The sequence below is a fragment of the Pseudomonas sp. MIACH genome (assembly GCF_001269925.1).
Classification (GTDB): domain Bacteria; phylum Pseudomonadota; class Gammaproteobacteria; order Pseudomonadales; family Pseudomonadaceae; genus Aquipseudomonas.
In genome coordinates, this window is record NZ_LHVO01000061.1 from 128,552 (window position 1) to 151,272 (window position 22,721).

The window sequence follows — 22,721 nt, forward strand, 5'->3', positions numbered from 1 at the left end:
AACGGGCTATAGTCTGGCGCAGTTTTGCCGATAAGTAGAACAAGAGTTTTCCAGTTCCCCCAAATATGTCCATGAACCCGACGGCGCAAGTACTCATCTCCTATGGCTAAAATTATCGGCATTATCGTCGTCTTCGCGAGCGTGCTCGGCGGGTACGTCCTGTCCCACGGTAAAATTGCGGCACTGATCCAGCCTTTCGAGGTGATGATTATTGGTGGTGCGGCACTGGGCGCCTTTTTGCAGGCGAACCCCGGCTACATGACCATGCACGTGATCAAGAAGTCGCTTGGCATGTTCGGTTCGCGTTTCACCCACACCTTCTACCTGGAAGTGTTGGGCCTGGTTTACGAGATCCTCAACAAAAGCCGCCGCGAAGGCATGATGGCCATCGAGGCCGACATCGAAGACGCTGCGGCCAGCCCGATTTTCGCCAAGTACCCGGCGGTGCTCAAAGATGAGCGCATGACCGCGTACATCTGCGATTACCTGCGCATCATGTCCTCCGGCAACATGGCTCCCCATGAGCTGGAAGGCCTGTTCGACATGGAGTTGTTCAGCCTCAAGGAAGAATTGGAGCATCCTTCCCATGCCGTAACCGGTGTGGCCGACGGCATGCCCGGCTTCGGTATCGTCGCGGCGGTACTCGGTATCGTGGTGACCATGGCCTCCCTGGGCGAAGGTGACCAGGCGGCTATCGGTATGCACGTAGGTGCGGCGTTGGTAGGTACCTTCTTCGGTATTCTCGCGGCTTACGGCTTCTTCGGCCCGCTGGCGACCTCCCTGGCCCACGACGCCAAGGAAGAGATCAACCTGTACGAGTCGATCAAGGCCAGCCTGGTAGCCTCTGCTTCCGGCATGCCGCCTTCGTTGGCGGTGGAGTTCGGTCGCAAGGTGCTGTACCCGAAGCATCGCCCAAGCTTCGCCGAGCTGGAACAAGCGGTTCGCGGTCGCTAAGCCATGGAAAACAACCAGCCGATAATCATCAAGCGCGTCAAGCGCTTCGCTGCGGGGCACCATGGCGGCGCCTGGAAAATCGCCTTCGCCGACTTTGCGACGGCGATGATGGCGTTCTTCCTGGTGTTGTGGCTGATGTCCACGGCCACACCTGAACAGAAGATCGCCATCGCCGGCTATTTCAAGGACCCGATTGGTTTTTCGGAAAGCGGCACGCCCTTCGTGATCGACCTCGGCGGCTCGCCGCAGCTGGCGCCTGAGCGCACCATCAACCCGGAAGTCAAAACCGAGGCGCCGCAGGAGAAAATCCCGATCGAGCGCGATACTGTCGAGGCCATGGCCGAGCAGGTCGAGCAGGAGCGTCTTGAGCTGTTGCTGCAGGAATTGCAGACCAAGGTCGAGGAAAACCCGCAACTGCTGAAGTTCAAGGATCAGATTTCGTTCGAGATCACTCCCGATGGCTTGCGCATCCAGATCACCGATGCCGCCAACCGGCCGATGTTCGACTCTGGCAGCGCGCGCTTGAAGCCGTACTTTGAAGACATCCTGCTGGCCATGGCCGACACCATCAAGGCGGTGCCGAACAAGATCAGCATCAGCGGCCACACCGACGCCAAGCCGTATGCGGGCCAGGGTGACTTTGGCAACTGGGAGCTTTCCGCCAACCGCGCCAACGCGGCGCGTCGAGCGCTGGTGGCTGGCAGCTATCCGGATCCGCAAGTGGCACGCGTGGTGGGTTTTGCGTCTTCGCAACTGTTTGATGCGAAGGATCCGTTCAACCCGATCAACCGTCGCATCGACATCGTCGTGCTGACCAAAAAGGCCCAGCGTGCGATTGAAGGTGATCAGCCGCCACCACAACCGACCCCGGGAGCAGGTGCGCCGGGTGAAGTACCGGCCGATCCACATGCCATCCCGCCAGGGCAGGAGCCATTGCCGGCCCATGAGCTGCGGCAGAAGCTGAATCTGTTTGATGACGGCGGCGTGAAAGACCCGACGGTACCTGCGACGGGTTCATAAGCCATAAACAACAAGGCCGCGATCATCGCGGCCTTGTTGTTTGTTTAGTAACTGCTTTCCGGCAAGCTCGCAATAATCGACCGATAGCTGTTCATCCGCTGCTGCTGCACGCGGCCATCTTCCAGCGCCTTGAGCAGTGCACAGCCTGGCTCGCGATCGTGCTTGCAGTCACGGAAGCGGCAGGTGCCGATCAGGTCGTTGAATTCGATAAAGCCCGCTTCCACATCGCTGCGGCTGACGTGGCCGAGGCCGAATTCACGGATACCTGGGGAGTCGATCAACTCACCGCCGCCCGGGAAGTGGAACAGCCGCGCCGTGGTAGTGGTGTGGGTGCCCTGGCCGGACAGCTCCGACAGCGGGCCCACGCGGGTGTCGACTTCCGGCAGCAGGCTGTTGACCAGCGAGGATTTGCCCACGCCCGACTGGCCGACAAATACGCTGATGCGTCCGTCCAACTGCTGTTGCAGCTGTTCCATGCCGTTGCCGTGATGCGCCGAGACTTCCAGCACTGGGTAGCCCAGGGTGCGGTAGACCGCCAGCAGCGCGTTGAGCGCCGGGGCATTCTGCTCGTCGATCAGGTCGAATTTGTTCAGCAGCAACAGCGGGCGAATGCCGGCATGCTCGGCCGCCACCAGGTAGCGGTCGATCAGGTTGGCATGGGGCTCGGGCAACGGTGCAAAGACGATGACGATCATGTCGACGTTGGCCGCTACCGGCTTGAGCTGGCCGCGGCTGTCGGGGCGGCGCAGTTCGGTAGTACGCGGCAGCTGGGCGACGATCACGCCGATGCCCTGGTTGCCGGCACGCCAGACCACCTTGTCGCCGGTTACCAGCGCAGGCAGGTTGGCACGCAAGTGGCAGCGGAACACCTGGCCCGCGAGCTCGCCTTCCAGCGCCTCGACTTCGACCTGCACACCAAAGTGCGCGATCACCAGGCCCGTTTGTTCGGGCCCCAGGTCGCCGCCCTCGAGCGCGTCCACGGCGGAGGATTCGCGTTTGGCGGCGCGTGCGGCGCGCTCACCTTGAATCTTTTCGATGCGCCAGTTTTGGCGACGATTGAGCTGGCGTTTGGCCATTGGTGTTCCGTGTCGATAATGCAAAGGTTAGGTAAAACGGTCGCGAGTCTAGCACGGCCCCGCCTGCTAAACTGCGCAGCTACGCCAAGGTGCCAAGAGAATCAAGCCATGCAAAACCCACAGAACCTGATTTGGATCGATCTGGAAATGACCGGTCTGAACCCTGACACCGACGTCATCATCGAGATGGCGACCATTGTCACCGACAGCAACCTCAATACCTTGGCCGAAGGTCCGGTGATCGCGATCCACCACAGCGACGCCGTGCTCGCCACCATGGACGAGTGGAACACCCGCACCCACGGCAACTCCGGCCTGACCCAGCGTGTGCGCGACAGCCGCATCAGCATGGCCGAAGCCGAAGCCGAAACCATTGCCTTTCTGGAAAAGTGGGTGCCCAAGGGCAAGTCGCCGATCTGCGGCAACAGCATCTGCCAGGACCGCCGCTTCCTTTATACCCACATGAAGGCGCTGGAAAGCTACTTCCACTACCGCAACCTGGACGTGTCCACGCTCAAGGAACTGGCCGCGCGCTGGGCGCCGGAGGTCAAGGACAGCTTCCATAAAGGCAGTACCCATCTGGCGCTGGATGATATTCGCGAGTCGATCGCCGAGCTGCAGCATTACCGCAAGCATTTCATCAAGGCTTGAAACGGAGGCGGCTGACCGGGCGCCTTCGCAGGCAAGCCAGCTCCCACACTTGAATGTATTCCCAGGTCCAAGTGTGGGAGGGGGCTTGCTCCCGATGGCAGGCAACTCGGTTTATCACCAAACGCCCCCTTTTGGTGCCATCAGCAAATGATTAGACTGCCGGCCTCTTTGCAAGGATCGCCATCATGCTGCTGATGCTCTACCTCATCGCCATCACCGCCGAAGCCATGACCGGCGCCTTGTCCGCCGGTCGGCGCGGCATGGACTGGTTTGGCGTGGTGTTGATCGCCTGCGTGACGGCGTTGGGCGGCGGCTCGGTACGTGATGTATTGCTCGGCCATTACCCGCTGACGTGGGTCAAACATCCGGAATACCTGGTGCTGACCTCCGTCGCGGCGCTTGTGACGATCTTTATCGCGCCGTTGATGCGCCATCTGCGCTCGCTGTTCCTCGCGCTGGATGCCGTGGGCCTGGTCGCGTTCACGCTGATCGGTTGCATGACCGCCCTGGAAATGGGCCACGGCATGCTGGTGGCGTCGGTCAGCGGGGTGATCACCGGCGTCTTCGGCGGCATTCTGCGGGATATTTTCTGCAACGACATTCCGTTGATCTTCCGCCGTGAGCTGTACGCCAGCGTGTCATTCCTCGCCGCCTGGTTCTACCTGCTGTGCCTCTACCTGGAACTGCCCAGCGAGCAGGCGATTCTGCTGACCCTGTTCAGCGGCTTTCTATTGCGCCTGCTGGCGATTCGATTTCACTGGGAAATGCCCAAGTTCGTCTATAACGACGACGTGCACTAGCGTGCTGCGTGTTGGTTCAGCGCCCATTCCACATGTTCGCGCACCAACTCCGATGGGTAATCCCGACGCGCCTTCAAGGCTTCCAGCACCGGAATGCTCGACGGCGCGTTGCCCAGGCCCACCGCCAGGTTGCGCAACCAGCGCTCGTAACCGGCGCGGCGCAACGGTGAACCTTCGGTACTGCTGAGGAATTTATCCTCATCCCACATAAACAGTTCCGCAAGCTCTGCGTTGTCCAGGTTGTGCCGCGGCTTGAAATCGCTTTCGGCAGTGGGTCGCGCGAAACGATTCCAGGGACAAACGATCTGACAGTCATCGCAGCCGAATACCCGGTTGCCGATCAGCGGGCGCAGGTCTTCAGGGATCGCGCTCTTGAGTTCGATGGTCAGGTAGGAAATACAGCGCCGGGCGTCCAGTACATAAGGGCCGACAAACGCATTGGTCGGGCAGATATCCAGGCAGGCGGTGCAGCGGCCGCAGTGTTCGGTACTGTGCGGCGGATCGACCGGCAGCGGCAAATCCACAAATAGCTCGCTCAGGAAGAAATAACTGCCGGCCTTGCGATTGAGCACCAGGGTGTTTTTACCGATCCAGCCCAGTCCGGCTTGTTCGGCAATGGCTTTTTCCAGCACGGGCGCGCTGTCGACAAAGGCGCGAAAGCCGAAAGGGCCGATCTGCGCCTGGATACGGTCGGCCAACTGCTGCACGCGCTTGCGGATCAGCTTGTGGTAGTCGCGGCCCAGGGCATAACGGGAGATGTAGGCTTTTTCCGGTTTTGCCAGCAGTTGCGCCATCTGCGTGTCGCCGGGCAGGTAATCCATGCGCAGCGATACCACGCGCAGGGTGCCCGGTACCAGTTCGTCCGGGTGCGAGCGTTTGCTGCCATGGGCGCCCATGTATTCCATCTCGCCGTGGTAGCCCGCGTCGAGCCAGCGTTGCAGGTGCTGTTCATGCTCAGCCAGGTCCAGGCCGCTGATGCCGACTTGTTGAAAGCCCAGCTCGCGGCCCCAGTCTTTGATCGATTGGGCGAGGGCAGGCAGATCGGAAGTAATAGCGGGCATGAGACACGGGAAACCACAGGTTAGATGCGTATAATTCTGCCAGACATCGGAGCTTGAAGACGCATGCCGCAGACAAAACACGAAATAACCGACGTTCAGCCTTTGTTGCACGGCCATTTGCCGCAACTGGCTGCGCGTTCCCCGGACGCCCATAAAGGCCAGTTCGGTCATCTGCTGATGATTGGCGGCGACCGGGGCTTTGGCGGCGCCGCGCTGCTCGGCGCCGAAAGCGCCTTGCGCAGTGGTGCGGGCATGGTGTCCCTGGCCACTCGCCTTGAGCACGTGCCGGCCGCGTTGGCACGTTTGCCGGAAGTCATGACTGTCGGCGTGAGTTCGGCCAACCAGTTGATGGGCTTGCTGGAAAAAATCTCGGTGATCGTGATTGGTCCCGGCCTGGGCGAAGCCGCCTGGGGTAAAAGCCTATTGTCTGTCGCGGCCAATGCCCGGCTGCCGCAAGTCTGGGACGCCGATGCTCTCAATCAGCTGGCAGTTGGCAGCGTGAGCCTGCCGGCCCATTGCGTGATCACCCCGCATCCGGGGGAGGCCGCGCGCTTGCTGGGGATTTCGACAGCCGAGGTTCAGGCCGACCGTCTTAAGGTGGCGCGCGCGCTGAGCCAGAAATTCAATGCAGTGGCTATCCTCAAGGGGGCTGGCAGTTTGATTGCCAGTCCGGACGGGCGTGTTTCGCGCTGCGATCAAGGCCATCCGGCGATGGCGACGGCAGGCCTCGGTGACGTTTTGGCCGGCCTGGTGGGCGCGCTGCTGGCCCAGGGCATGCCGGCTTATGAAGCAAGCTGCCTGGCCGTCTGGCTGCACGCCACCGCCGGGGATCGCCAGGGCAGCTTTGGTCGCGGGCTGGCCGCCAGCGACCTGATACCCGCCATTCGTCAATTGCTGGAGGAACAGTCGCCGTGTCTGAAGTAATCCTTTTCCTGGCCGATGAAGAGGCCATGGTCGCGTTAGGTCAGCGTATTGCCCAGGTCACGACCGGGTCAGGCCTGATCTTTCTTGAAGGCGACCTGGGGGCGGGCAAGACCACGCTGTCCCGGGGCATCATTCGTGGGTTGGGTCATACGGGGGCGGTAAAGAGTCCCACGTTCACCCTGGTTGAGCCCTACGAGATCGGCGCAGTGCGGGCTTTCCACTTCGACCTCTACCGCCTGGTGGACCCCGAAGAACTCGAGTTCATGGGTATCCGGGATTACTTCGATGAAGAGGCGTTGTGTCTGATTGAGTGGCCAGATAAAGGCACAGGCTTTTTGCCAAAGCCGGACCTGACCATTACCATTACGCCGCATGATCACGGACGTCAGCTGAAGTTGTTGCCCCAGGGCGCGCGCGGTGAGTCGTGGTGTGCCGCTCTGGCTTTGGAATTCAAATAATTGGTGGGGTTAGGTATGCGCTTTCGCGCGTTGGTTGCTGTCGTAGGGGTGTTGCTTGCGGCAATGACTGTCAATGCTCTGGCTGCTTCACAGGTGAAGAGTGTTCGCCTGTGGCGAGCGCCGGATAACACGCGACTGGTGTTCGACCTGTCTGGCCCGGTCCAGCACAGTGTCTTTACCCTCACGGCGCCTGATCGCCTGGTGATCGACATCAATGGTGCGACCCTGGCCGCGCCGTTGAAAGTGTCCACCGCCAACACGCCGATTACCGCCATGCGCTCGGCGCAGCGCACGCCGACTGACCTGCGCGTGGTGATCGACTTGAAAAAGGTCGTGACTCCGAAAAGCTTCTCCCTGGCGCCAAACGCCCAATACGGCAACCGGCTGGTGGTCGATCTGTTCGACAATGCCGCCGATGCCGCGCCGCCGCCTGCGCCAACCCCGGCCGTGGCGACAGTGCCGGCCGTACCGGTCAACCCGTCGCAACCCCAGGTCAAGTTGCCACCGCCGCCGCCAGCCCCGGCCGGCAAACGCGACATTATCGTGGTGATCGACGCTGGCCACGGCGGTGAAGACCCGGGTGCGTCCGGTTCGCGCGGTCAGCATGAGAAAGACGTGGTGCTGGCCATCGCCCGCGAGCTGCAACGCCAGGTCAACGGCATGAAAGGCTACCGCGCCGAACTCACCCGTACCGGCGACTACTTCATTCCGTTGCGCGGCCGTACCGAAATCGCGCGCAAGAAGGGCGCCGACCTGTTCGTCTCGATCCACGCTGACGCCGCACCTTCGGCCGCCGCCTTCGGGGCTTCGGTGTTTGCCTTGTCGGATCGCGGCGCTACGTCCGAGACCGCCCGCTGGCTGGCCGACAGTGAAAACCGCTCCGACTTGATCGGCGGGGCCGGCAACGTGTCCCTCGATGACAAGGACAAGATGCTCGCTGGTGTACTGCTGGACCTGTCGATGACGGCTTCGCTGACCTCCAGCTTGAACGTCGGCCAGAAGGTGTTGAGCAATATCGGCCGCGTGACCTCGTTGCACAAGCAGCGTGTGGAGCAAGCCGGGTTTATGGTGCTGAAGTCGCCGGATATCCCATCGATCCTGGTGGAAACCGGATTCATCTCCAACGCCAATGAAGCCTCGAAGCTCGCCAGTGCCAGCCACCAGCAGGCATTGGCACGTTCCATCAGCGCCGGCGTGCGCCAGTTCTTCCAGCAGAATCCGCCACCGGGCACCTATATCGCCTGGCTGCGCGACTCCGGGAAAATCGCCCAGGGCCCGCGTGACCATCGCGTGCAGCCCGGCGACACAGTGGCCATGCTGGCCGTGCGTTTCCAAGTCTCGGCCGCGTCCTTGCGCAGCGCCAACAACCTGAAGACCGATGAGTTGAAAATCGGCCAGGTGTTGACCATCCCTGGCACTGAATTGGCGGCGCAGTAATGAGCGAATCAGTCTTGAACAGCGGGTCGCGCATTGAATTGCTCAGCCCGCGCCTTGCCAACCAGATTGCGGCGGGCGAGGTCGTTGAACGGCCGGCATCGGTGATCAAGGAGTTGCTGGAGAACAGCATCGACTCCGGCGCCAAGCGCATCGATGTCGATGTGGAGCAGGGCGGCGTCAAGCTGCTGCGCGTACGCGACGATGGCAGCGGGATCTCCTCCGATGACCTGCCGCTGGCCCTGGCCCGTCACGCCACCAGCAAGATCCGCGACCTGGAAGACCTTGAGCGCGTGATGAGCCTGGGCTTTCGGGGTGAGGCATTGGCCTCCATCAGCTCCGTGGCGCGCTTGACCCTGACGTCGCGTACCCGTGATGCCGAGCAGGCCTGGCAGGTGGAAACCGAAGGCCGCGACATGGCGCCTCGGGTCCAGCCCGCTGCGCACCCGGTGGGCACCTCGGTGGAAGTGCGCGACCTGTTCTTCAACACTCCGGCGCGGCGTAAATTCCTCAAGGCCGAAAAAACCGAATTCGATCACCTGCAAGAAGTCATCAAACGCCTGGCCCTGGCGCGTTTCGATGTGGCGTTTCACCTGCGCCACAACGGCAAGACCATCCTCAGCCTCCACGAAGCCAACGATGACGCCGCGCGTGCACGCCGGGTAGCGGCTGTGTGTGGTGCCGGCTTCCTGGAGCAGGCGCTGCCGATTGAAATCGAACGCAATGGCTTGCGCCTGTGGGGTTGGGTCGGTTTGCCGACCTTCTCCCGCAGCCAGGCGGACTTGCAGTATTTCTTTGTGAATGGCCGGGCGGTGCGCGACAAACTGGTGGCCCATGCGGTGCGCCAGGCTTATCGCGATGTGCTGTTCAACGGGCGGCATCCGACTTTTGTGTTGTTTTTCGAGGTCGACCCTTCGGTGGTCGACGTTAACGTGCACCCGACCAAACACGAAGTGCGCTTCCGTGACGGGCGCATGGTGCATGACTTCCTCTATGGCACCTTGCACCGTGCTCTGGGCGATGTGCGCCCGGATGACCAGCTGTCTGCGCCTATCGTGACCGCAGTAGTACGTCCGAGCGGTCCTGAAGCCGGTGAGTTCGGCCCCCAGGGCGAAATGAGCCTGGCGGCAAACCTGCTGCAATCGCCGCCACCGCAACCGAGCTACACGGCGCCGGGCTCTGGCTCAGGGGCGGGTTATCAGTACCAATACACACCGCGTCCGCAATCGGTCGTACCGGTGGCCGAGGCGCAGGCCGCCTACCGTGAATTCTTTGCGCCGTTGCCAGGTGCCGAGCCGGGCGCAGTGGCCTTGCCGGAAGGTGGTGGTGATATTCCACCGCTGGGCTACGCGTTGGCGCAGCTCAAGGGCATCTACATCCTTGCGGAAAACGCCCATGGCCTGGTGCTGGTGGACATGCACGCCGCTCACGAGCGGATCATGTACGAGCGCCTGAAAATCGCCATGGCCAGTGAAGGCCTGAGTGGCCAGCCGTTGCTGGTGCCGGAATCCCTGGCCGTCAGCCAGCGTGAGGCCGATTGCGCCGAAGAGCACCACAGCGTGTTCCAGAAATTGGGCTTCGAACTGCAACGCCTAGGCCCGGAAACCCTGGCGATTCGCCAGATTCCCGCGCTGCTCAAGCAGGCCGAAGCCAACCGGCTGGTGGCCGACGTGCTGGCCGATCTCATGGAGTACGGTACCAGCGACCGCATCCAGGCGCACATCAACGAACTGCTCGGGACTATGGCGTGTCACGGCGCTATCCGCGCCAATCGCCGCCTGGCCCTGCCGGAAATGAACGGCCTGCTGCGCGACATGGAAAACACTGAGCGCAGCGGCCAATGCAACCACGGCCGACCGACCTGGACCCAAATGGGCCTGGACGATCTGGACAAACTGTTCCTGCGCGGTCGTTGATGAGCGCCTTGCCCCCCGCAATCTTCCTGATGGGCCCCACGGCCGCCGGCAAGACCGACCTGGCCATCGAGCTGACCAAGGTGCTGCCCTGCGAGTTGATCAGTGTCGACTCTGCCCTGGTTTACCGGGACATGGACATTGGCACCGCCAAGCCCTCAAAAGAGCTGCTGGCACAGTATCCGCATCGGTTGATCGACATCATTGACCCGGCCGAGAGCTATTCGGCGGCAGATTTTCGCACCGACGCCCTGGCCGCGATGGCCGAGATCACGGCGCGCGGCAACATTCCGCTGCTGGTCGGCGGCACGATGCTTTACTACAAGGCTTTGCAGGAGGGGTTGGCCGATATGCCGCCCGCCGATGCGCAGGTGCGCGCCGAACTCGAAGAAGAGGCTGCGCGCCTTGGCTGGCAAGCCCTGCACGACCAGTTGGCAGTGGTCGATCCGGTATCTGCCGCGCGCATTCACCCCAATGATCCTCAGCGCCTCAGTCGCGCCCTGGAAGTCTGGCGTGTCAGCGGTCAGACCATGACTGAACTGCGGCTGAAACAAACTGCGCAAAGTGCTGACGCAGGCGCATCTGGACAGTCACAATTGCCCTATACTGTGGCGAATCTGGCCATCGCTCCGGCAAATCGCCAGGTGCTGCATGAACGAATTGCACAAAGATTCACAATTATGTTGGAACAGGGGTTTGTGGACGAGGTCGTAGCACTGCGTTCAAGAGGTGACCTGCATCCAGGGTTGCCTTCGATACGTGCTGTAGGCTACCGCCAAGTCTGGGATCATCTGGATGGCAAGCTGACGTCAGCTGAAATGCAGGAGCGCGGCATCATTGCCACGCGCCAATTGGCGAAGCGCCAGTTCACCTGGTTGCGCAGCTGGAGCGATTTGCACTGGTTGGACAGCCTGGACAGCGACAATCTGTCACGCGCCTTGAAATACTTGGGAACGGTCTCCATATTGAGCTGAGTCCTTGCAATTGCCGTCTATCCTTGGGGGTGTGACGGCCATGAGCTATTTATTTTCCGATTTTTTATTATTGATCCTTAAAGGAGTGCGGCACATGTCAAAAGGGCATTCGCTACAAGACCCTTACTTGAATACTTTACGTAAAGAGAAAGTGGGGGTTTCCATCTACCTGGTTAACGGTATCAAGCTGCAAGGCACGATCGAGTCGTTCGACCAGTTCGTGATCCTGCTGAAAAACACCGTCAGCCAGATGGTTTACAAGCACGCTATCTCGACAGTGGTTCCAGTTCGTCCAATCCGTCTGCCTAGCGCAGCAGGTGATGATGCAGCTGACGCTGAGCCAGGTAACGCCTGATAGGAGTCTCCTTTGTTCTTTGAGCGCCACGGTGGTGGTGAGCGAGTAATCCTCGTTCACTTGGATGGACAGGACCCTGAGGCGCGCGAAGATCCGCAGGAGTTTCAGGAGTTGGCAAATTCGGCCGGCGCCGAGACCGTTGCGTTTTTTAACGTGCCGCGTCATCGGCCAACCGCTAAATTCCTGATTGGCAGCGGCAAGGTCGAGGAGTTACGCGATCTGGTCTACGCCGAAGAAGCCGATCTGGTGATCTTCAACCATACCCTCACGCCCAGTCAGGAACGTAACCTCGAACGTGTTTTCGAGTGTCGCGTGATCGACCGCACCGGTCTGATTCTCGATATTTTCGCCCAACGCGCCCGTACCCATGAGGGCAAGCTCCAGGTAGAACTGGCCCAGCTTGATCACATGAGCACCCGGCTGGTTCGCGGTTGGACTCACCTTGAGCGTCAGGGTGGCGGTATCGGCATGCGGGGGCCGGGTGAAACCCAGTTGGAAACCGACCGACGCCTGCTGCGGGTTCGCCTGCGTCAGATCAAGGGTCGACTGGAGAAGGTGCGCAGCCAGCGCGAGCAATCGCGACGTGGCCGTTCGCGTGCCGATATCCCTACCGTATCGCTGGTGGGCTATACCAACGCCGGCAAGTCCACGCTGTTCAACAACGTGACGAAATCGGACGTGTATGCGGCTGACCAACTGTTCGCGACCCTCGACCCGACCTTGCGCCGTCTGGATATCGACGACCTGGGGCCGATTGTCCTGGCCGACACCGTGGGTTTCATTCGTCACTTGCCCCACAAGCTGGTCGAGGCCTTTCGGTCTACGCTCGAAGAGTCGAGCAACTCCGACCTGCTGTTGCACGTGATCGATGCGGCTGAACCGGATCGCATGTTGCAGATTGAACAGGTCATGGTCGTGCTGGGCGAGATTGGCGCCCAGGACTTGCCGATCCTTGAGGTCTATAACAAACTCGATTTGCTTGAAGGCGTCGAGCCACAAATCCAGCGCGACGAGAACGGCAAACCCCAGCGGGTCTGGCTGTCGGCGCGTGATGGCAGTGGTTTGGAGCTGCTTGAACAAGCCATTGCCGAATTGCTCGGCAGCGATTTGTTTGTCGGCACCTTGCGCTTGCCTCAGCGTTTTGCTCGACTGCGTGCACAGTTTTTCGAGCTGGGCGCGGTACAGAAAGAAGAACACGACGAAGAAGGTGTCAGTTTGCTGGCCGTTCGATTGCCGCGCTCGGAGCTCAATCGGCTGGTCAGCCGTGAAGGCGTAGTACCGACAGAGTTCATCGAACAACACACTTTGCAATAAAAGCCTCCGAAAGCGGTTGTGCCGCAGTAGCAGGCATTCTGTAGCATTGGTCGGCGCGCCGTGGGTGCGTCTTTGCTTTATCAGATGGAGAGCGCTATGGCTTGGAATGAGCCGGGTGGCAACTCGAATAATCAGGATCCTTGGGGTGGTAAGCGCCGCAATAATGGCGACCGCAAGGGGCCACCAGATCTCGACGAGGCCTTCCGAAAGCTGCAGGAAAGCCTGAATGGGTTGTTCGGTGGTGGAAAAAAACGTGGTGGTGACGAAGGTGGTCGCACAGGCAAGGGCGGCGGCTATGGCCTGCTGGGCCTGGGTCTTGTCGTGCTGGCGGCCGTATGGCTTTACAGCGCCGTATATGTCGTGGACGAGCAGGAGCAAGCCGTGGTGCTGCGCTTCGGCAAGTACTACGAGACTGTCGGTCCTGGCCTGAACATCTATTTCCCGCCGATCGACAAGAAGTACATGGAGAACGTCACGCGTGAGCGTGCCTACACCAAGCAGGGCCAGATGCTGACCGAAGACGAGAACATCGTCGAAGTGCCGTTGACCGTGCAGTACAAGATCACCAACCTGCAGGACTTCGTGCTGAACGTTGATCAGCCGGAAATCAGCCTGCAACACGCAACCGAAAGCGCCCTGCGCCACGTGGTGGGTTCCACCGCCATGGACCAGGTGCTGACCGAAGGTCGTGAGTTGATGGCCAGCGAAATCAAGGAGCGCCTGCAACGGTTCCTCGATACCTATCGCACCGGTATCACCGTCACCCAGGTGAACGTACAGAGCGCTGCGGCACCGCGTGAAGTGCAGGAAGCCTTCGACGATGTGATCCGCGCCCGTGAAGACGAGCAGCGTTCGCGCAACCAGGCTGAAACCTACGCCAACGGCGTCGTTCCGGAAGCGCGTGGCCAGGCCCAGCGCATCCTTGAAGATGCAAACGGCTACCGTGATGAAGTGGTCTCCCGCGCCAAGGGTGAGGCGGATCGCTTTACCAAGCTGGTCACCGAGTACCGCAAGGCACCTGAAGTGACTCGTGAGCGTCTGTACCTGGACACCATGCAGGAAGTCTTCAGCAATACCAGCAAGGTCCTCGTGACCGGCAGCAAGGGTGGGCAGAACAACCTGCTGTACCTGCCGCTGGACAAGATGATCGAAGGTGGTCGTAGCAGCTCCAGCGCACCGGCCACCGGTTCCAATGCCGCTGCCAACGAAGCGAGTGCCCGTGCGGCCGCTGACTTGCTGCAACAGCAAACACGTACCAGGGAGAGTCGTTGATGAGCAATAAATCGCTGACCGCCCTGATTGTGGGCGTCGTCGTGGTCATCGCTGCCTGGAACTGCTTCTACATCGTGGCTCAGACCGAGCGTGCGGTGCTGCTGCAATTCGGTCGCGTGGTCCAGGCGGATGTCCAGCCGGGCCTGCATGTGAAAGTCCCCTACGTCAACCAGGTACGCAAGTTCGACGCCCGCCTGATGACCCTGGATGCACCGACACAGCGCTTTCTGACCCTGGAAAAGAAAGCCGTGATGGTTGACGCCTACGCCAAGTGGCGCGTCAAGGATGCCGAGCGCTTCTACACCGCGACCTCCGGCCTCAAGCAGATTGCCGACGAGCGTTTGTCGCGCCGTCTGGAATCGGGCCTGCGTGACCAGTTTGGTAAGCGCACCCTGCACGAGGTGGTGTCCGGTGAGCGTGATGCGCTGATGGCGGATATCACGCGTTCGTTGAACACGATGGCGGAAAAAGAACTGGGCATCGAAGTTGTCGATGTTCGGGTCAAGGCCATCGATTTGCCGAAGGAAGTGAACCGCAGCGTGTTCGAGCGTATGAGCACCGAGCGTGAGCGTGAGGCCCGTGAGCACCGTGCCAAGGGTAACGAGTTGGCTGAAGGTATCCGTGCGGATGCCGACCGTCAGCGTCGTGTACTGCTGGCAGAAGCCTATCGCGAGTCTGAAGAGGCCCGTGGTGATGGTGATGCTCAAGCTGCGGCGATCTACGCCAAGGCTTACGGCCAGGACCAGGAGTTCTACGCGTTCTATCGTAGCCTGCGTGCCTACCGTGAAAGCTTCGCGAACAAAACCGACGTCATGGTGCTGGACCCAAGCAGCGACTTCTTCCGCTACCTGGAAAAGTCCAAGTAACCAGCTCGTGATTTTGTAGGGCACTCCGTCGGGCGGCTAAAACGCCTGGCGGGGTGATCCTTTCAGAAAACGGGTGTATGATGCGGCAGCCGGGAAATTCCCGGCTTTTTTGCGTCTGCATGTTTGATTCGGCAGGCGTGACAGGTTTTTCGAGGAAAGTGCCCGACGAGGCCGTTAACAGGTCGTTCGTCACGTCGCTCTTGCGCGTGGTTTATGCAGGGGGGGCGGGTATTTTCTGCTTCACTCAAGGCTCGGCCGAGGGCTGGCCGCCCGGATCATAGGGGAATGGCGTAATGGCAACGGTAGACCGCTGGCTGCTGCCAGATGGCATCGAAGAAGTACTGCCACCAGAAGCTGCGCGCATTGAAGTAGCGCGCCGCCAGGTGTTGGATCTGTTCCAGAGCTGGGGTTACGAGTTTGTCGTGACCCCCCATATCGAGTACCTGGAATCCCTGCTCACCGGCGCGGGCCAGGACCTGGATCTGCGCACCTTCAAGGTCATCGACCCGCAATCGGGCCGGCAAATGGGGTTCCGTGCCGACATCACGCCGCAAGTGGCGCGCATCGATGCGCACACCCTGCGCCGCGAAGGCCCGAGCCGCCTGTGCTACGCCGGCAGCGTGCTGCATGCTCAACCGCGTGCCTTGTCGTCTTCCCGTAGCCCAATCCAGTTGGGCGCGGAGTTGTACGGTGATGCCAGCCCGAGCAGTGACGTTGAAGTGATCAGCTTGATGCTGGCCATGCTGCAACTGGCTGATGTGCCAGATGTCCACATGGACCTCGGTCATGTTGGTATCTACCGTGGCCTGGCCCGTGCGGCCGGTTTGTCCGGTGAAGTCGAGCAACAGCTGTTCGATGCCCTGCAACGCAAGGCGATCGATGAAGTCATTGCCCTGACCGCTGGCGTACCTGCGGATCTGGCCGACATGCTGCGCGCACTGGTCAACCTGTGTGGCGGACGTGAAGTGCTGGTGGCTGCACGTGAACGCCTGGCCAAGGCGCCGGCGCCGGTATTGGCTGCACTGGATGACGTGCTGGCGATTGCTGAGCGGTTGTCGGCGCGCTTCCCGCAGTTGCCGCTGTATTTTGATCTGGGTGAGTTGCGCGGCTACCACTACCACACCGGTGTGGTGTTCGCGGTGTTTGTACCGGGTGTTGGCCAGGCCATCGCCCAAGGTGGTCGTTACGACGACATCGGCGCCGACTTCGGTCGTGCGCGTCCGGCCACCGGCTTTTCCACCGATTTGAAAACCCTGGTGACCCTGGGGCGTGCTGAGGTCGAGCTGCCGTCCGGTGGCATCTGGATGCCCGACAGTACGGACGCAGCACTCTGGCAGCAGGTTTGCCAGTTGCGCAGTGAGGGTCAGCGTGTCGTCCAGGCCTTGCCTGGGCAGCCATTGGCCGCCGCCCGTGAAGCGGACTGCGACCGGCAATTGATTCTGCAGAACGGGCTTTGGCAAGTATCGCCACTGGCTTCTTGAGTTTTCCTGCCGGCCATCGCCGGCACCAAGTTTGCGCGAATGAGGACAAGTGTTATGGGTAAGAATGTCGTAGTCCTGGGCACCCAATGGGGTGATGAGGGCAAAGGCAAGATCGTTGATCTGCTGACCGAACATGCTGCCGCCGTAGTGCGCTACCAAGGCGGCCACAACGCTGGCCATACCCTGGTCATCGATGGCGAAAAAACCGTCTTGCACCTGATCCCGTCGGGCGTCCTGCGCGAAGGCGTGCAGTGCCTGATCGGCAACGGCGTCGTGGTTGCACCGGATGCCTTGCTGCGCGAGATCACCAAGCTGGAAGAGAAAGGCGTACCGGTGCGCGAGCGCCTGCGTATCAGCCCGTCCTGCCCGCTGATCCTGTCCTTCCACGTTGCGCTGGACCAGGCCCGTGAAAAGGCCCGTGGCGAGCTGAAGATCGGTACCACCGGTCGCGGCATCGGCCCGGCCTACGAAGACAAGGTCGCGCGTCGTGGCTTGCGTGTGGGCGACCTGCTCAACATGCCACGCTTTGAAGACAAGCTGCGTGAGCTGGTGGATTACCACAACTTCATGCTGGTGGGTTACTACAAAGAGCCGGCCATCGAGTTCGACAAGACCCTGGCCGAGTGCAAGGAATACGCTGAGCTGCTCAAGCCGCTGATGCTGGACGTGACTGCCGAGCTGCACGACCTGCGTCGCGCTGGCAAAGACATCATGTTCGAAGGCGCCCAAGGCTCGCTGCTGGACATCGACCACGGTACCTACCCGTACGTGACCAGCTCCAACACCACCGCTGGCGGCGTTGCTACCGGTTCGGGCGTTGGTCCTATGTTCCTGGACTACATCCTCGGCATCACCAAGGCCTACACCACCCGTGTCGGTTCGGGCCCGTTCCCGACTGAGCTGTTCGACGAAGTCGGTGCGCACCTGGCCAAGCAAGGCCACGAATTCGGCGCGACCACCGGCCGTGCTCGTCGTTGTGGCTGGTTCGACGCCGTTATCCTGCGTCGCGCTATCGATGTGAACAGCATCTCGGGCATCTGCTTCACCAAGCTGGATGTACTCGACGGCCTGGAAACCATCAACATCTGCGTCGGCTACAAAGATGCAGAAGGTCAGGACGTCGCCCCGACGGACGCTGACAGCTACGTGGGCCTGCAGCCTGTGTACGAAGAAGTGCCGGGCTGGACCGAATCGACCGTGGGTGCCAAGACCCTGGAAGAGCTGCCGGCCAATGCCCGTGCCTACATCAAGCGTGTTGAAGAGCTGATCGGCGCGCCGATTGACATTATTTCGACGGGCCCGGACCGCAACGAAACCATCGTTCTGCGTCACCCGTTCGCTTAATAAGCTGTTGATGTAAAAAGCAAAGGGCTCCTTCGGGAGCCCTTTGTCGTTTCTGTTTGCCAGGCGGCACGACCCTTGCTGTGTTTCTCTCTTTCGCGGTGCTATCAAATTAATGGCACCCGTGGTGGAGGGATTCCCGATGTCTGCCGTTCTCTCATTGTTACAAAGCCGTCTGTTGCGGCCGGTGTTCGTTACCCTTGGTATCGCTCTTTTGGTGCAAGTGCTGGTGGCGGTCGCTCTAACCCGGAGCACGGTGACTGCGCTGGAAGCTGATTTGGGCAATCGCCTGGGTGTCGATAGCCAGAAGCTGTCTGGCGAGTTGGCGCAAGCCGGCAAGGAAGTCACGTCGAGCCTGGACAGCTTGTCCACCAGCACCCGTCAGCGCCTGACAACCGGGCTTTCCGAGCGCCTGCAGGCAGAGCAGAAGCAATTGCGTGCAACCCTGGAAAAAGACCTGCAGGATTCCGCCAATGATATGGCGCAGCTGCTGGCCTCGGTGGCGCCGCGCGCCATGTGGGACAGCGACGTGCCGACGCTGTCGGAGTTTGCCCGGCGTGCACAGCGCAATCCCAACGTATTGTTCGTGGTCTATGACGACGCTGCGGGCGAGCACCTGACCCGCTACTTGAACCGCGAAAATCCGATCAACCAGGCCTTGCTGGCAAAAGGCGCAGGGGATCGAGCCCTGGACAAAGTGCTGGATGCGGCCAAGACGGATCCTTCCGTGTATTACGTGGAGGCATCCATCAGCCCCAATGGCGTGGAAATCGGCAAGGTGCGCATGGGCGTGTCGACGGCTTCCGTCGAGGCGGACCTGCTGGCATTGGATAAGCGCTTTGCTGCACTGATCGCCAGTGGTGATCAGTTGGTGGGCGACAGCCTCAAAGGTGCGGCAGCTGACAGTGCCAGCGCCATGGGGGCCAGGCTGCAGTCAGCACAAGCGACGGCCACCCAGATGACCGCCAACACCACCAGCGCCGTGCAGGAAGCAGCCGGCACCCTGCGCTGGCGTATCGGCATGGGCCTGGCGTTGGTGGGGCTCGGCGTATTGCTGCTGATTGCCATCGTGCTGGGTCGTCGCGTAGTCAATCGCCTCAAGCTGCTCATCGCGGCCATGGATGACCTGGCTGCAGGCGAGGGCGACCTCACCAAGCGCGTGCAGATCAACAGCAAGGACGAAATCGGCGACATGGCCTCGGCGGTCAATCGCTTTGTGGATAAGTTGCAACCCATCGTGCGCGAGGCGGGCGATGTGGCGCAGCGTACCGGCGTGGAAATCGGCGCCATGACCTTGCGCAATGCCGGCGCCGATGCGGCAGCCGGCTTGCAGCGCGATGAGGTGGCGGAGAGTTTGCGCGCACTGTCGCAAATGGCCGACGAGGCCCAGGCCGAAAGCCATGCCATGCAGGCGGCGTTGCAGCAGGTGGTGGGTATTCGCCAGGCGACGGATGAGAACTCGCGCACTTCGGCGGAGGTTGGCAGTTTGATCGAGGCGCTGGCGGGGCAGGTGCAGGCCGGTTCCCAGGTTATCGAGCGTCTGGCCCAGCAAAGCGAGCAGATCGAAGTGGTGCTGACGGTTATCCACGGCATCGCCGAGCAGACCAACCTGCTGGCGCTCAACGCGGCCATTGAGGCGGCGCGTGCGGGCGAGACCGGGCGGGGCTTTGCGGTGGTGGCGGACGAAGTGCGTGCGTTGGCCAGCAAGACCCAAAGCTCCACCGGTGATATCCAGGCGCATATCGTCGCGTTGCAGCAGGGCGCGCGCGAAGCGGTCGAAACCATCGGCAAGGCCGGGCGCCAGGCCAATGAAGGCTTGCTGGTGCTGCGCGACAGCGTGCGTTTGCAGCAGACGGTGCAGGCCTCGGTGGAGCAGGTGCATGCGGCGATTGGCCTGGCTACCCGCGCCGCCGAGCATCAAGCCCAGGGCGCCCATGCGGTACGAGGCCGGGTCGAGGTGATCCATGCCCAGGCCGAACGTGCGGCACAGGCGGTGGTGGAGACTACCGCCAGTGGCAAGGTGCTGGATGGGTTGGCGGCGCAGTTGAAGGCGAGCTTGGGGCAGTTCCGGGCTTAGTGTCGTCTGTTCTGGCCTTATCGGGAGCTTGCTCCCGATAGCGAGCTCAGCGGCTCAAGTACATTCGAGTTGTCAGCAGATAGACCGGCAACCCCGACACCAATATCAACAACGCCGCATAAGGCGCCGCCGCCGCAAACTCCACATTCGAGGTGTGTGCCCACACGGCAGTCGCCAAGGTATTCAGGCCGGTCGGACTGAGCAGCAACGTCGCCGTCAATTCCTTCATGGCGTCCAGGAACACCAGCGCAAATGCCGCCCCCAATGCCGGGAAAATAATCGGCAGCGTCACCCGGCAAAACGCACTGAACGACGAAGCCCCCAGCGTGCGCGCGGCCTCTTCCAGTTGCGGTGCTGCCTTGTTCAAGGCCGTGCGGATCGGCGCCTGAGCCAATGGCAGAAACAACAACGCATAGGCGATCAGCAACAACGCCGACGTCTGGTACAGCGTCGGCACGTAATGCAGGGCGAAATACACCAGCGTCAACGCAATCACCAGGCCGGGCAGGGCGTGCAGCAGGTACGGCAGGCGCTCGGCCCAGATCGCCAGTTGTCCCTTGTAGCGCACCACGAGCAGTCCCACCGGTACTGCCAGCGCCAGGCACAGTGCCGCGCCACCCAGTGACAGTGCCAGTGAGGACAATAGTGCCTCGCTGATCTCGGCCACCGGAAATGCTGCCGACGAACCCACTGCCAACCAATAACCGAGCATCCCCAAGGGAATACCGCTGCCGATGATTGCCAGGGTCAGGCAATACACCTGGCCCAGTGCTGCCCACTTGCCCAGGCGAACCTGTTCTGCATGCCGCGCCGCGCCCTGGCCGATGCGTACATGTCGGCCCTTGCCGCGTACACGTAGCTCCAGCCACAGAAGGGCCAGGCACATCACCAGCAGCACCGCCGAGAGCATTGCCGCATTGGCGTTGCTGAATTCCAGTTCGAATTGCTGATAGATCGCAGTGGTAAAGGTTTGCAGGCCGATGATCGACAGCGCGCCGAATTCCACCAGCATATGCAGGGCAATCAGCAGTGCCCCGGCCAGCAGCGACGGCCACAGCAAGGGCAGGGTGATGCGAAAGAATACGCCCCAGCGATTCAGCCCCAGGGTGCGGGCCGATTCTTCCAGGGAGGGATCCAGATTGCGCAGCGTCGCCGCCACCGGCAAAAACACCAGCGGGTATTTGGACAGGGTCATGACCAGGATCGCCCCGCCGAGTCCTTCGAAGTTGGCGCTCAGCGAGACCCAGGTAAAACTGCTGACAAACGCCGGCACCGCGAACGGCAGGCACAGGACTACGCCCCAGATGCGGCGTCCCGGCAGATTGCTGCGTTCCAGCAGCCAGGCCAGGGACAGGCCGATCACGCCGCACGCCAGCGTCACGCCGACCATCAGCGCCAGGGTGTTGCGCAGCAGCCCGAACACATAGGGCCGCCAGAGCAGATGTACCGCCTGCGCCCAGCCCGCCTGCCAAGCCTTCAGCCCGACGTACACCAGCGGCAGCAGGCTCAGGCCCACCAGTAACAGGACGGGGAGCAGTAGCCAGATCGAAGGGCGCTTGCGGCGTGGGCTGAACCCTCCGCGCAGGGCGGGGGTGGGTAGCGATGGGTTCATCAGTTCAAGCCAACCTCACGTTCCAGGTCCAAGGCCTCTTCTGCGTTGCCCAGGTCGGCAGGGGTGATTTTCGGCGGCTGCAGTTCGCTGAAAGGCTTGAGGCCGCGGTTGGATTCCATGCCTTTGCGCAGCGGGTACTCGGCCGAGGTATTGGTAATCACGCGCTGGCCTTCTTCGCTGGCCATGAACGCCAGCAGTTGCTGGGCTTCTTTTGGATGCTTGCTGGATTTCAACGCGGCCGCCGACGACACGGTGATCAGGCCGCCGGCATCGCCATCGGTGAAGTAGTGCAGTTGGGAATCGAGGTTGGTTTTTTCTTTCTTCAGGGCAAACCAGTAGTAGTTGTTCACCAGTACGGTGGCGACTTCGCCGTTTTCCACAGCCTTCAGGGCGACCATATTGTTGCTGTAGACCTTGCCGAAGGCGCGCAGGCCGGTCAGCCATTCTTCGGCGGCTTCACGGCCGTGCAGCTTGATGATCGCCACGGCCTGTTCCTGGAAGGCACCGCTGGTCGGCACGAAGCCGACCTTGCCTTGCCACTCGGGGCCGGCGAAATCGAGTACCGACTTGGGCAGGTCTTTTTCGGCGATCAGTTTCGGGTTGAAGGCCACAACGCGGGTGCGCGCGGTCACGCCCATCCAGTCGCCGTTGCTGCCGACGTAGTCCTTGGGCAGCACGTCGAGGGTGCTGGCGTCGATCTTGGCCAGCAAGCCTTGCTCGCCGAGTTTGTTCAGGGGGGGCGATTCTTCGGTGTAGATCACGTCGGCAGGGGAGCGGTCGCCTTCTTCCACAACTTGGCTGGCCAGTTGGTTGCTGCTGCCTTTGCGCACGTTGACGTGGATGCCGGTCTTGGCTTCGAAGGCCTTGGCGAGTTCATCGCCGACTTCTTTGTGTTGGCCGTTGTACAGGGTCAGGGAGACCTTGTCGGCGGAATAGGTGGCGGGGGAGAGTAGGGTCAGGCCGAGCAGAGTGATGGTCAGGCCACGCAGAAGGGATGTCTTGAGACGGGTATCGCGGATCATCATCCGGAGGTTTCCTCGCTTGAGTGCAACAAATCATTGCAAGGATAAACGATAAAACTTCTCAAGTGCGCCGAAGGGGGAGAATTGCGGCCGGAGTTTTCAAACCCCTGAAACGA

General features: G+C 61.3%; 20 protein-coding genes. 16 read left to right on the top strand and 4 right to left on the bottom strand.

The annotated features are described in order from the left end of the window. Positions 1-102: 102 nt before the first annotated feature. The gene (motA, locus tag AD670_RS26595) at positions 103-954 is read left to right on the top strand and encodes a flagellar motor stator protein MotA (RefSeq protein ID WP_053139364.1); all 852 of its coding nucleotides are present in this window, start codon (positions 103-105) and stop codon (positions 952-954) included. 3 nt (positions 955-957) lie between these two features. Next, positions 958-1,974, top strand: a complete 1,017-nt coding sequence (gene motB / locus AD670_RS26600; RefSeq protein WP_053139366.1) for a flagellar motor protein MotB — start codon at positions 958-960, stop codon at positions 1,972-1,974. Between the two features lie 44 nt (positions 1,975-2,018). Here motB and rsgA read toward each other — a convergent pair whose 3' ends face one another. Further along, complete coding sequence (rsgA, locus tag AD670_RS26605; RefSeq protein ID WP_053139368.1) at positions 2,019-3,050, bottom strand: small ribosomal subunit biogenesis GTPase RsgA; 1,032 nt, start codon at positions 3,048-3,050, stop codon at positions 2,019-2,021. A gap of 108 nt (positions 3,051-3,158) precedes the next feature. Here rsgA and orn point away from each other — a divergent pair, with 108 nt between their 5' ends. Both orn and AD670_RS26615 read left to right on the top strand, forming a co-directional pair. After that, positions 3,159-3,701 (top strand): oligoribonuclease, encoded by a 543-nt coding sequence (orn, locus tag AD670_RS26610; protein WP_010213620.1) that lies wholly within the window; start codon positions 3,159-3,161, stop codon positions 3,699-3,701. Positions 3,702-3,883: 182 nt separating this feature from the next. Then, complete coding sequence (locus AD670_RS26615; protein WP_172681530.1) at positions 3,884-4,501, top strand: trimeric intracellular cation channel family protein; 618 nt, start codon at positions 3,884-3,886, stop codon at positions 4,499-4,501. On the opposite strand, the gene queG is transcribed toward AD670_RS26615, so the two are convergent. Next, complete coding sequence (gene queG / locus AD670_RS26620; protein WP_053139370.1) at positions 4,498-5,562, bottom strand: tRNA epoxyqueuosine(34) reductase QueG; 1,065 nt, start codon at positions 5,560-5,562, stop codon at positions 4,498-4,500. The genes AD670_RS26615 and queG overlap by 4 nt on opposite strands. A 63-nt stretch (positions 5,563-5,625) precedes the next feature. Here queG and AD670_RS26625 point away from each other — a divergent pair, with 63 nt between their 5' ends. From AD670_RS26625 to AD670_RS26680, 12 genes are all read left to right on the top strand, one after another. Next, positions 5,626-6,486: an NAD(P)H-hydrate dehydratase gene (locus AD670_RS26625; protein ID WP_053139372.1), complete on the top strand. Its 861-nt coding sequence runs from the start codon at positions 5,626-5,628 to the stop codon at positions 6,484-6,486. Continuing rightward, entirely contained in the window at positions 6,474-6,944 is a 471-nt protein-coding gene (gene tsaE, locus AD670_RS26630; RefSeq protein ID WP_053139374.1) for a tRNA (adenosine(37)-N6)-threonylcarbamoyltransferase complex ATPase subunit type 1 TsaE, read from the top strand. The genes AD670_RS26625 and tsaE overlap by 13 nt, the downstream gene beginning before the upstream one ends. A gap of 15 nt (positions 6,945-6,959) precedes the next feature. After that, positions 6,960-8,381: an N-acetylmuramoyl-L-alanine amidase gene (locus AD670_RS26635; protein WP_053139376.1), complete on the top strand. Its 1,422-nt coding sequence runs from the start codon at positions 6,960-6,962 to the stop codon at positions 8,379-8,381. Beyond that, positions 8,381-10,294, top strand: a complete 1,914-nt coding sequence (gene mutL / locus AD670_RS26640) for a DNA mismatch repair endonuclease MutL (protein WP_053139378.1) — start codon at positions 8,381-8,383, stop codon at positions 10,292-10,294. The genes AD670_RS26635 and mutL overlap by 1 nt, the downstream gene beginning before the upstream one ends. Then, positions 10,294-11,265, top strand: a complete 972-nt coding sequence (gene miaA / locus AD670_RS26645; RefSeq protein ID WP_053139381.1) for a tRNA (adenosine(37)-N6)-dimethylallyltransferase MiaA — start codon at positions 10,294-10,296, stop codon at positions 11,263-11,265. Before mutL ends, miaA begins: the two co-directional genes overlap by 1 nt. Positions 11,266-11,359: 94 nt before the next feature. Further along, on the top strand, positions 11,360-11,620 hold the full coding sequence (gene hfq, locus AD670_RS26650; protein ID WP_003171355.1) for an RNA chaperone Hfq: 261 nt from the start codon (positions 11,360-11,362) through the stop codon (positions 11,618-11,620). 12 nt (positions 11,621-11,632) lie between these two features. Then, a complete protein-coding gene (gene hflX / locus AD670_RS26655) occupies positions 11,633-12,934 on the top strand; it encodes a ribosome rescue GTPase HflX (protein ID WP_053139383.1) in 1,302 nt (433 codons plus the stop codon). A gap of 96 nt (positions 12,935-13,030) precedes the next feature. Beyond that, a complete protein-coding gene (hflK, locus tag AD670_RS26660) occupies positions 13,031-14,206 on the top strand; it encodes an FtsH protease activity modulator HflK (RefSeq protein WP_053139385.1) in 1,176 nt (391 codons plus the stop codon). After that, entirely contained in the window at positions 14,206-15,072 is an 867-nt protein-coding gene (hflC, locus tag AD670_RS26665; protein WP_010213607.1) for a protease modulator HflC, read from the top strand. The genes hflK and hflC overlap by 1 nt, the downstream gene beginning before the upstream one ends. Positions 15,073-15,365: 293 nt before the next feature. Beyond that, positions 15,366-16,553, top strand: coding sequence for an ATP phosphoribosyltransferase regulatory subunit (locus tag AD670_RS26670; RefSeq protein ID WP_053139387.1), 1,188 nt, complete (start codon positions 15,366-15,368; stop codon positions 16,551-16,553). A gap of 54 nt (positions 16,554-16,607) precedes the next feature. After that, on the top strand, positions 16,608-17,897 hold the full coding sequence (locus AD670_RS26675; protein ID WP_053139389.1) for an adenylosuccinate synthase: 1,290 nt from the start codon (positions 16,608-16,610) through the stop codon (positions 17,895-17,897). Positions 17,898-18,036: 139 nt separating this feature from the next. After that, complete coding sequence (locus AD670_RS26680; protein WP_053139391.1) at positions 18,037-19,971, top strand: methyl-accepting chemotaxis protein; 1,935 nt, start codon at positions 18,037-18,039, stop codon at positions 19,969-19,971. A 46-nt stretch (positions 19,972-20,017) separates the two neighbouring features. Here the strand turns inward: AD670_RS26680 and AD670_RS26685 are convergent, their stop codons facing one another. Then, positions 20,018-21,583 carry an iron ABC transporter permease gene (locus AD670_RS26685; protein ID WP_053139393.1) on the bottom strand — a complete coding sequence of 522 codons (1,566 nt, stop codon included), beginning with the start codon at positions 21,581-21,583 and terminating at the stop codon, positions 20,018-20,020. Further along, on the bottom strand, positions 21,583-22,608 hold the full coding sequence (locus tag AD670_RS26690) for an iron ABC transporter substrate-binding protein (RefSeq protein WP_053139395.1): 1,026 nt from the start codon (positions 22,606-22,608) through the stop codon (positions 21,583-21,585). The genes AD670_RS26685 and AD670_RS26690 overlap by 1 nt, the downstream gene beginning before the upstream one ends. Positions 22,609-22,721 lie beyond the last annotated feature (113 nt).

Coding starts and splice junctions, on each gene's coding strand:
- AD670_RS26625 (WP_053139372.1), top strand. CDS start 5,626: ATGCCGCAGACAAAACACGAAATAACCGACGTTCAGCCTTTGTTGCAC.
- AD670_RS26690 (WP_053139395.1), bottom strand. CDS start 22,608: ATGATGATCCGCGATACCCGTCTCAAGACATCCCTTCTGCGTGGCCTG.
- motB (WP_053139366.1), top strand. CDS start 958: ATGGAAAACAACCAGCCGATAATCATCAAGCGCGTCAAGCGCTTCGCT.
- mutL (WP_053139378.1), top strand. CDS start 8,381: ATGAGCGAATCAGTCTTGAACAGCGGGTCGCGCATTGAATTGCTCAGC.
- AD670_RS26685 (WP_053139393.1), bottom strand. CDS start 21,583: ATGAACCCATCGCTACCCACCCCCGCCCTGCGCGGAGGGTTCAGCCCA.
- AD670_RS26675 (WP_053139389.1), top strand. CDS start 16,608: ATGGGTAAGAATGTCGTAGTCCTGGGCACCCAATGGGGTGATGAGGGC.
- rsgA (WP_053139368.1), bottom strand. CDS start 3,050: ATGGCCAAACGCCAGCTCAATCGTCGCCAAAACTGGCGCATCGAAAAG.
- queG (WP_053139370.1), bottom strand. CDS start 5,562: ATGCCCGCTATTACTTCCGATCTGCCTGCCCTCGCCCAATCGATCAAA.
- hfq (WP_003171355.1), top strand. CDS start 11,360: ATGTCAAAAGGGCATTCGCTACAAGACCCTTACTTGAATACTTTACGT.
- motA (WP_053139364.1), top strand. CDS start 103: ATGGCTAAAATTATCGGCATTATCGTCGTCTTCGCGAGCGTGCTCGGC.
- orn (WP_010213620.1), top strand. CDS start 3,159: ATGCAAAACCCACAGAACCTGATTTGGATCGATCTGGAAATGACCGGT.
- hflK (WP_053139385.1), top strand. CDS start 13,031: ATGGCTTGGAATGAGCCGGGTGGCAACTCGAATAATCAGGATCCTTGG.
- AD670_RS26680 (WP_053139391.1), top strand. CDS start 18,037: ATGTCTGCCGTTCTCTCATTGTTACAAAGCCGTCTGTTGCGGCCGGTG.
- AD670_RS26670 (WP_053139387.1), top strand. CDS start 15,366: ATGGCAACGGTAGACCGCTGGCTGCTGCCAGATGGCATCGAAGAAGTA.
- hflC (WP_010213607.1), top strand. CDS start 14,206: ATGAGCAATAAATCGCTGACCGCCCTGATTGTGGGCGTCGTCGTGGTC.
- AD670_RS26635 (WP_053139376.1), top strand. CDS start 6,960: ATGCGCTTTCGCGCGTTGGTTGCTGTCGTAGGGGTGTTGCTTGCGGCA.
- miaA (WP_053139381.1), top strand. CDS start 10,294: ATGAGCGCCTTGCCCCCCGCAATCTTCCTGATGGGCCCCACGGCCGCC.